Genomic DNA, 9756 nt, shown 5'->3' on the forward strand with positions numbered 1-9756 from the left:
TGTTTTCTAATTTTTATATATAATGCCTAAGTTAAAAACAAAATCAGGCGCCAAGAAACGGTTTAAAGTTACTGGCACTGGTAAAATTAAGCGTAAGCACGCTTTCAAAAATCATATTCTGACCAAGAAGGAGACCAAGCAGAAGCGCAGACTTTCTGCCAAGGGCCTCGTTTCCAAAGCAGATATGAACAATGTGAAAGCCATGCTCGTGCTTTAGTGGTTAAATGTTAAACCCGATTGCTGGCGCCTAAGAGTCCTGAACAAATGAAGGAACGCCATCCGTCAAAAAATGCAATGAAATGCCAAGATCAGTCAACAATGTAGCTTCACGAGCAAAACGCAAACGCATCCTGAAGCTGGCCAAAGGTTTCTTCGGCCGTAAGAAAAATGTATGGACAGTCGCCAAAAACGCTGTCGAAAAAGGTTTAGTCTACGCGTATCGCGATAGAAAACAAAAGAAAAGAGAGTTCCGCGGCATCTGGATCGCCCGTATCAACGCCGGCGCCCGTGTTCACGGATTGTCTTACTCTGCACTGATGGGCAAGCTCAACAAGGCAGGTATCGGTCTCAACCGCAAAGTCATTGCCGACCTGGCAATGAACCATCCAGCAGCTTTCGAAGCACTGGTAAATAAGGTAAAGTAATTTAAAAACCTTACGGATAGGTAGTAAAGGGGCTTCGGGCCCCTTTTCTTTTTAACTAATTTCGCCTAAATTCGGCCTTAGCATAGTTCAGCTTAGAGACAGGAGCTATTTTTTTAAACTTAAACCTGAAGTGCGCAGTATAACTTTTCCATCTCGGTTATCTATTCTGGCTTCTACGGTGTGCCCATGCTGAACGAGCCATTACATAGCGACTCTGGATATTCAAAGGACGTCACCATCAACGTCCAGGTAGGGAGCGAAAACCCGTTTCCCGGTCTCCGTGCATTCTCAATTGACGATTCTCACCTGTTCTTCGGCCGCGACGGTCAGATAGACGATATACTTCTCAAGATCGCCCGCAACCGCTTTGTCACCGTCATGGGTTACTCGGGTAGCGGTAAGTCTTCCCTCATGGCCTGCGGGCTGGTGCCTGTGCTCTATGGCGGCTTTGTGACCGAATCGGGTTCCTTCTGGAATGTGATCACCACCCGCCCGGGTCCATCGCCCATCAACAGCCTCACCGATTCGATTGTGGATTTCATGGTGAAGACCAAGCGGCTGGACGCCCAGGACGCACAAATCCAAAAAGCGATCATCAACTCCATCCTGCGGAGCGGTGCCAACGGCCTGATCGAGATCGCCCGCCACGTGCAACGCTCGGGCGAAGAGAATGTGTTCTTCCTGGTCGACCAATTTGAAGAGATCTTTCGCTACCGCGAATTCAACAACAGCGAAGAGGGGTTGAACGAGGCGCAGCTGTATGTGAACCTCATCCTGACGGCTATCCAACAAAATGAAGTACCGCTGTACATCGCGCTTTCCATGCGCTCGGATTTCATTGGCGACTGTTCCGTATTCTCGGGATTGACCCAGCAGATCAACAGCAGCAACTACCTGGTGCCCCAACTGACGCGCGAACAAAAGCGCTCCATCATTGAAGGGCCCGTCACCGTGGCCGGAGGAGCTATATCCAACCGCCTGGTGAAGCGCCTGCTCAACGACGTGGGCAACAACCAGGACCAACTCCCCATCTTGCAGCATGCCCTCATGCGCACGTGGGACTATTGGATTTCCAACCACGAACCCGGCGAGCCCATCGACATACGGCACTACAACGCTGTGGGTAAAGTGAGCCAGGCCCTGGCCCAACACGCCAACGAAGCCTATGACGAGCTTTCGACAAGAGACAAGCAGATCGCTGAAGTTCTCTTTAAAAATATTACCGAAAAGAACCAGAACAACCTCGGCAAGCGCAGGGCGTGCAGGCTTGGGTTGGTCGCTGAATTAGCCGAAGCCAGCGAAGAAGAAGTGATCAGCATCGTCGATCATTTCCGTCGCGCCGGACGCTCTTTCCTCATGCCCGCGGCCAACATCCCGCTGAACACCGATTCCATGATCGAGCTTTCGCACGAAAGCCTCATGCGCATCTGGAACCGCCTGGCCGGCTGGGTAGACGACGAATTTGAATCGGCGTCGATGTACAAGCGCTTGTCCGAAGCGGCGGCGATGTACCAGATCGGCAAGACCGGTTTGTGGCGTCCGCCCGATTTGCAACTGGCCCTCAACTGGCAGAAGAAACAAAACCCCACCCGCGAATGGGGCCAACGCTACGACGAGGCCTTCGAACGGGCCATCGTGTTCCTCGACACCAGCCGCATTACCTATGAGGCCGAATTGAAGAACCAGGAAATGATGCAGCGCCGCGTGTTGAGAAGAACACGTGCCACGGCCATCATCCTGGGGATCGCCTTCATCGTAGCCATCATCTTTTTCGTGTTTGCCTATCTCCAGAAACTGCAGGCCGATGCCGATAAGCTCCGCGCCGACAAGAACCGCGAGGAGGCCGTCACGCAGTCGAAGATCGCCCAGGAAAACCAACGCAAGGCCGAAGAACAGGCAGCGATCGTACAGAAACAGAAAGAGGAGCTGCAAAGAGCATTTGATCAGATCACCGAAACCACCCAGCAGTTACAAGTAGCCCTGAACACCGCGCGCGAGGCCCGCAACGAGGCTTTGAGCAACCTGGTGGAGGCCAACGTGCAACGCGACTCCGCGCGCGTGGAAAGAAACCGCGCCCAAACGGAATTTGTCCGCGCCGAAGAAAACTACAAAGAAGCCAACCGTCTGTTCATGCTCACCAAAGCCCAGGAATTGGCGTCTAAGGCAGCCGTTGAAGACGACGACAACGACCTGAGCGGTTTGATGGCCATGCAAGGCTTTTTATTCCACCGCCGCTACGAAGGCAAGAAGTACGAGCCCTATATCTACACCGGGTTATACAGCGCCCTCACCAAGATCAATGGATTGACCTACAACGCCATGAAGATCCAGGGACCGCCGCGCGTGCACATGAAGTCCCTGGTCATGACCGATAAGAAAGACGAGTTCTATGCCGCCGGGGCAGACGGACGGATCTATAAAGGCAATTTTGAAAAGCTCACGAATGCCGCCACCCCCTATGCCAATCCCTACCCTTCAAAGGTCATTGCGCTGAGCAGCGACGAGACCTACCTGGTGAACGGCAGCGATTCTGCTTTTGTGCAGATCTACAACCTGAAGAACGGCAACAGCCGGCCCATGGTGGTGAAAGGCCTGAGCGGTGCGAGCAACAGCATGCAATTCCTGCCCGACAATTCTGCCTTCATTGTCTCCAGCGCCGGCAACACGCTGTCACAGATCGACCCGAAGACGGGCAGTGTACAAACACTGGCCACGTTGCCTTATGAACTCAAGTCCATCAACATCAGCCGCGACGGCAAGCAATTGGCGGGCGTGTCGTGGTCCGGGCAGGTGATCCTGTTCAATCTCAGCGACAAAACCACAACGCTCATTGCCGACGACAATCCGAACCGCGTTCTCACCGTGAAGTTCAGCCCCAGCGGCCGCTACCTGGCCTATGGCGTGGACGACGTCGTGAACAAGCGCGGCCTGGTGAAAATTTACGATTTCAAAACCAAAGAGACCCGGCAATTCACCGGTCACCGCGCCGGGGTGAACGATGTGGCCTTTAGCCCGGATGAAAAACTCCTGGCGAGCGCCGGGTTGGATAAACGCCTGCAGCTTTATGTGCTGGATTATCCCGAAGACCTGCCGGTGGTGATGGGCAACAACAATGGATTTATCTGGGATATTGAATTTGCAAAAGGATCCGACTATCTTATCGCTGCATGCAGTGAGTCCGAGATCCGTGTGTGGCCAACAGACCCCTCGTTGCTGGCCGAGCAGATCTGTCCTAAGTTGACGCGCAACATGACACAAGACGAGTGGAAGAAGTATGTGGGTAATGTGGATGAGATCCCCTATGAAAATACCTGTGTACGGTTATTAATCAAGGAGTATTGATGGTTGTCGAAAAGATTATAGGCTGTTTTCTGGTTCTTCTCACATTCTCCGCAGGGCCGCTCTTTGCCCAGGACGAATGCGAGTTAACGCTGGCCCGTGCCCAGGAGGAATTCAACGAAGGCCACCTCTATGGCATTCCGGGGCTTTTGAGCGACTGCCTGGAAAAAAATCAAAACACCGAGTGGCGCCAACGGGCCAATTTATTGTTGGCGGAGACCTACTTGCTGCTGGAAGATCCGCTGGGTGCGGAACAAAGTTATCTCAATGTGTTGCGGGCCAATCCCGAATTCCTGCCCGACCAAACCCGTGACCCCATCGACCTGGTTTACCTCAGCCGGAAATTTACAGCCAGTCCCATCTTTTCGTTCTGGGCATCGGCGGGACCCAACGTGTCGCCTGTGCGCGTCATACACGACGTGAACATCGGTGGTGAAGCCGGAACGAAAGAGAAGTACACTCTGAAAATGGGATACCACGCCGATGCGGGATTCGACTATCATTACGACGAGCACATCAGCGCCTCGGTGGGCCTGAGCTTTGCCTCCACGGTTTTTAAACACACGACCACCAATCTTTTCGGGCAGAACAAAGACATCGTGGAGATGACCGAGCGCCAGAGCTGGATATCGCTGCCGCTTTCTATAAAATACAGTGACAATGCCGGCCGCTTCCGCCCCTATGGCTATCTCGGTTTTTCTGTCCGAAGGCTCTTGACCGATAACGTCAACATCAAGATCTTTAACCGGGACCTTAAATCAGGCGATGAAATTGCCTCCAGCGATAAGCAAAGCCCTAACCTCAACTTCAAAGACAAACGTCAAAGTTTTAACGAGGCGTTGTTTGTCGGCGGTGGTGTGAAATACAAATATGGCCTCAACTACTTCTTTGTTGACCTGAGATATTCCCTCGGCTTTAAAAATGTGGTAAACACCGACCATCGCTACGACGATATCACGTATCGATGGACCTATGTGGACGATGACTTCCGGTTGGATAACCTGTCGATCTCCATCGGTTATATACATCCCTTTTATAAAGCCCGGAAGTTGAAGCATGCGCGAACCAAATCCGTGCTGCGCAAAATTAAAAAAGACGATAATGCGGATAACTAAAATAGCCCTTGTCGCGATGGTGGTCATGTTGTTGGGGTGCGACACCGGCAACAAGGTGGATCCTGTTTTTCAAGACTATTTCATTAAATATTACGGGGAAGACGGCAATCAGGAAGGCGTGGATATTTATGTGAACGGCGATGGTTCGATGATCCTGTTAGGCAATTCTTCGTCGCTCACAGAGCTTAGCATCCCTTTCATTGTGAAGACGGACTCGTTGGGCAATGTGCTGTGGCAACATCAAATGGGCGGCCGCAATGAAAAAGCCGTTGACGTGGAACTGATCCCGTCGGGTATCCATCAAGGTAAACTCGTCGTGGTTTCCAACGTGGGAACGGACACTGAATCCAAGATCCGCATCACGATTGTAGACCAAAGCGGCAAGGGTATTGACAGCCTTATCCTGGATACTGACAAGTGGCAAACTGTTAAATCGGTAACGCCATCCTCGGACAGTGACTTTATTGTCTGTGGCAATGCGGCACCGGACCCGGATAGAAACGCTCAGCCTTCGCCAGACGATCATGCGGATATTATTTCGTTACGTGTAGATCAATCGTTGACCACGGTAGATACGTTGTCGTGGCAGGGTGGCGAACACGAGGGATTTGCAGTCAAGGTGTTTGAGGTGCCCTTGCAAGGCGAGACCAAGTATGCTTTGTTCGGTTATTCGGACAGAAAGAAAGACGAACAAGCGGACTTTGAAGACAAGTTCGAAGTGATCGTAGTGAATGTTGACGGCTTACCAAGCGGCGTGCGCGTGACCACAGGACAAAGCGGTCAAAAACAGAAGGCATCCCAGGCCATCCGGGTACCGGCCTCACAGGAGGATGGCTTCTTTATGATCGGTACTAACGAGGACGGCTCCAACCGGGACATTTTCGTCACGAAATACAGCAAGGACTTGAGTATGACGAAGCTTGCGCAAACGCTGCCTTTTGGTGGAAAAATGGAAGGCGTTGCCGTGGCGAGCGCCATCCGAGAAGAGGGCTATTTCCTGTTGGCCAACGAAATCCAAGACAACAATAACCGCAACATCTTCCTCGTGCACATCCGGCTGGACGGCTCCAAGGTGTGGTCGACCAGCTTTGGCAACGAGGACGGAGACGATACGGCCGGTGCGGTGGCCGCCTTAAAAGATGGAAGGATTGCCGTTCTGGGAACCATAGACCTGGAAACCCAGAAAAAGATGGCCCTGATCATTGTCAACAAAAACGGCGGCTTTTCAAATTAATGGAAGTAGAAGTATATTAAGTGGTTACATTTTTTGATTTAAAAAAATTAAGTCATATCCTTTATCCAGACCTAAATGGTTAGACTTTACAAGTCAGGGCTTCGTTTTCTAATAGTAATAGGGATAGCCTTATTCACGCCATTCGTTGCGTGGTCGCAGTGTAATTTTACAAACCTCAACCCCGCGTATTGCTCCAATGATGCTGCTTTTACCCTTACGGGGGGCACAACCTACTATGGCCCGGGCGTTAGCGGCACCACGTTCGACCCTTCAGTGGCCGGTGTTGGAACACATACACTATACACGACCAACGGCGCCACTGCTTCTTATACGGTAAACACCACCAGCAGCTACTATAACCCGGATCCTACTGCCGGCTCGACGGTTTCCTTTCCTTCATTGCCAGCCGACGAAAGCAGCCCCAGCACGGGCATAGGCTTCAATTTTTCATTCTACGGCAATACCTACAGCACGTTGACCATCAATGCCAACGGATATCTCATTTTTGGAGCGCCGACCAATTCAGGAGCAAACCAGACCCTTCCTTCCGCCACCACGCCCAACAACCTGATCGCTGCTGCCTGGGACAACCTCGATATTTCTACCGGGGGAACGGTTACCACGGCGTTGGTAGGCACAGCACCCCGCCGCAGGTTTATCGTCAATTTTATTGGTGTGCGACACTCCGGCGCGCCGCAGTCGGTGACCGTTCAGGTGCAACTCCACGAATCGACAAACATCATTGAGTTACATTGTCAGAACATCCAATTCGATGGGGGATTTGGGATGACCCAAGGCATCGAAAACTCAGGTGGAACAGCTGCCACGATCGTGCCCGGTCGAAACAATACGAATTGGACCGCCGCCGCCAGCTATGTAGCCTTTATCCCTTCGTGTACGAGTCAACAGTCGGTCGTGGTCACCGCACCGCCCGCAGCGGTGGTTCCTACCAACATCACCACGACTATTTGCAACGGACAAAAAGCGCAGTTCACTATTCCCGCGCAAGCGAACGTCATCTACCAACTGTTGCGTGTTTCCGACAACAGCCCGATGAGTCCGACCTACACGTTTACGGCAGGTTCGAATATCATCGAGAGCAATGCGTTGACGACCACCACGGACATAAAGATCCATGCCACCAACACCGCCGCGCCTGGATGCCAGGCCGACATCTACAGCTTTGCGACCATCACCGTTTTGCAACCCGCCGCCATCACCGTGCAGCCAGTTGCTTCACAAACCCTCTGTGAGGGGGGCAACGCCAACTTCAGTGTAACCGCCACCGGCAGCAGTCTTTCCTATCAATGGCGTAAGAACGGTGTCGACATTCCTGGTGCGAACACAAATACTTATTCCATTACCGGTGTAGCGGCTGCGGACAATGCTACCTACACCGTCGTGGTCAGCAACGGGTGCACACCCGCCATCAATAGCTCGGCCTCAACGTTGACCGTACAAGAGAATGCAGAAATAACTTCGCCTCCCGCGAACGTAACGGTGTGCGCTGGAGCAGCGGCCACGTTCACGGTAAATCCCGGCGTCACCACCTCGCCGAGCTATCAATGGTTCAAGGGCGCAACGCCTGTCGGCACGAATAGTGCGACCTACACCATCCCGACTACCGTAGTAGGGGATGCGGGAAGCTATAGCGTTCGGGTGAGTGGAGTGTGTGGCGCTCCCGTTAACAGCGCGCCGGTGACGTTGACCGTGAACACGGCGCCTGCAATCAGTGTGCAGCCTGTAGCAAGCCAGGCCCTGTGCGAAGGTGTGGCGGCATCCTTTAGCGTAACAGCAACAGGAACGGCACCAACCTATCAGTGGAAAAAGAATGGTATTGACATAGGGGGGGCCACGGCGGCGACGTATAACATCCCCATTATTGCAACAGCAGACGGAGCCACGTATACCGTCGTGGTCAGTGGAACGTGCACGCCTCCCGTAACCAGTAACGGTTCGGTTTTGACCGTCCGGGAATTGCCAGAGATCCTGGCTGATCCGGCCAGCCAAGCCGTATGCGTTGGCAGCCCGGTGACCTTCAGTGTGAACGTTGGTGTGACGACCAACCCAACCTATCAATGGCGCAAAAACGGTACTATCATCGGTGGGGCCACCAACCCGACCTATACGATTGCCAGTGTCGCCGCGACAGATGCAGCCAACTATAGCGTAACCGTCAACGGTATTTGCGCCAGCCCGGTCACCAGCGGCAATGGACTCCTGACCGTGAACACGCCTCCGGCCATCAGCGCGCAGCCGGTGGCAAGCCAGGCGATATGCGAAGGCCTTTCCGCTTCGTTTAGCGTAACAGCATCGGGAACATCACTAACCTATCAGTGGAAAAAGAATGGCGTCGACATAGGGGGTGCAACATCGGCAACCTACACCATCCCGACGATTGCAACCGCAGATGGAGCAACGTATACAGTAGAAGTATCCGGAACGTGTACGCCTCCCGTGACCAGTAACGGTTCTGTTTTGACCGTGCGGGAGTTGCCAGAGGTCCTTGCTGATCCTGCCAGCCAAACGGTATGTGCCGGTAGCCCGGTAACCTTTAGTGTGAACGTTGGAGCCACAACCACCCCGAGCTATCAATGGCGCAAAAACGGTACCGTCATCGGCGGTGCCACGAACCCGACCTACACCATTGCCAGCGTCGCCACGACAGATGCGGCCAACTATAGTGTAACCGTCAATGGCATTTGTGGCACTCCGGTCACCAGCGGCAACGGAGTCTTGACGGTCAATACCGCTCCAGCCATCACCGCGCAGCCCATAGCCAGTCAGGCCATATGCGAAGGTGGGTCGGCTTCCTTTAGCGTAACGGCATCCGGAACTGCGCTCACCTATCAATGGAGAAAGAATGGCGTCAACATCGGAGGGGCGACGTCTTCCACCTATACCATTCCAAGTATTGTAACGGCAGATGGGGCAACGTACACCGTTATAGTAAGCGGCACGTGTGCACCTCCCGTAACCAGCAACGGTTCTGTTTTAACTGTGCGAGAGTTGCCCGAGATTCTTGCCGGCCCCGCCAGTCAAACGTTGTGTGTTGGCAGTCCGGTGACTTTCAGCGTGAATGTTGGTGTAACGACCAGCCCAACCTACCAGTGGCTTAAGAACGGTTCACCCATCGGCGGTGCAACCAACCCGACCTATAGTATCGCGAGTATTGCGACAACGGATGCAGGCAATTACAGTGTGACGGTCAACGGCATCTGTGCCACTCCAGTCACCAGCGGCAACGCGGTCTTGACCGTGAACACCGCTCCGGCCATCACCGCACAGCCTGTAGCCAGTCAGGCATTGTGCGAAGGTGTTCCGGCCTCGTTCAGTGTAACGGCAACGGGAACTGCGTTAACGTATCAATGGAGAAAGAATGGTGTTAATATTGGAGGAGCAACCTCATCGACTTATACGATCC

At 53.2% G+C, this 9756-nt stretch carries 6 protein-coding genes; all 6 read left to right on the forward strand.

Features of this window, described 5'->3' with window-relative positions; genetic code table 11:
• Window positions 1–22: 22 nt before the first annotated feature.
• The gene (gene rpmI / locus BUB30_RS27865) at window positions 23–217 is read left to right on the forward strand and encodes a 50S ribosomal protein L35 (protein WP_073141137.1); all 195 of its coding nucleotides are present in this window, start codon (window positions 23–25) and stop codon (window positions 215–217) included.
• 82 nt (window positions 218–299) lie between these two features.
• A complete protein-coding gene (rplT, locus tag BUB30_RS27870) occupies window positions 300–644 on the forward strand; it encodes a 50S ribosomal protein L20 (RefSeq protein WP_073141140.1) in 345 nt (114 codons plus the stop codon).
• Between the two features lie 186 nt (window positions 645–830).
• Window positions 831–3986: an nSTAND1 domain-containing NTPase gene (locus BUB30_RS27875; protein ID WP_143165115.1), complete on the forward strand. Its 3156-nt coding sequence runs from the start codon at window positions 831–833 to the stop codon at window positions 3984–3986.
• Window positions 3986–5098, forward strand: a complete 1113-nt coding sequence (locus tag BUB30_RS27880) for a porin family protein (RefSeq protein WP_073141143.1) — start codon at window positions 3986–3988, stop codon at window positions 5096–5098. Before BUB30_RS27875 ends, BUB30_RS27880 begins: the two co-directional genes overlap by 1 nt.
• Window positions 5085–6332 carry a hypothetical protein gene (locus tag BUB30_RS27885; protein WP_143165116.1) on the forward strand — a complete coding sequence of 416 codons (1248 nt, stop codon included), beginning with the start codon at window positions 5085–5087 and terminating at the stop codon, window positions 6330–6332. Before BUB30_RS27880 ends, BUB30_RS27885 begins: the two co-directional genes overlap by 14 nt.
• 75 nt (window positions 6333–6407) lie before the next feature.
• On the forward strand, window positions 6408–9756 hold a 3349-nt coding region (locus BUB30_RS27890; protein WP_221408811.1), incomplete at its 3' end, for an immunoglobulin domain-containing protein.

Origin of the sequence: Chryseolinea serpens, assembly GCF_900129725.1 — a bacterium.
Classification (GTDB): Bacteria; Bacteroidota; Bacteroidia; order Cytophagales; family Cyclobacteriaceae; genus Chryseolinea; species Chryseolinea serpens.

Bases quoted from the DNA above. Each gene is read 5' to 3' on its own strand.
- rplT (WP_073141140.1), top strand. From the start codon at position 300: ATGCCAAGATCAGTCAACAATGTAGCTTCACGAGCAAAACGCAAACGC.
- BUB30_RS27885 (WP_143165116.1), top strand. From the start codon at position 5,085: ATGCGGATAACTAAAATAGCCCTTGTCGCGATGGTGGTCATGTTGTTG.
- rpmI (WP_073141137.1), top strand. From the start codon at position 23: ATGCCTAAGTTAAAAACAAAATCAGGCGCCAAGAAACGGTTTAAAGTT.
- BUB30_RS27880 (WP_073141143.1), top strand. From the start codon at position 3,986: ATGGTTGTCGAAAAGATTATAGGCTGTTTTCTGGTTCTTCTCACATTC.
- BUB30_RS27875 (WP_143165115.1), top strand. From the start codon at position 831: ATGCTGAACGAGCCATTACATAGCGACTCTGGATATTCAAAGGACGTC.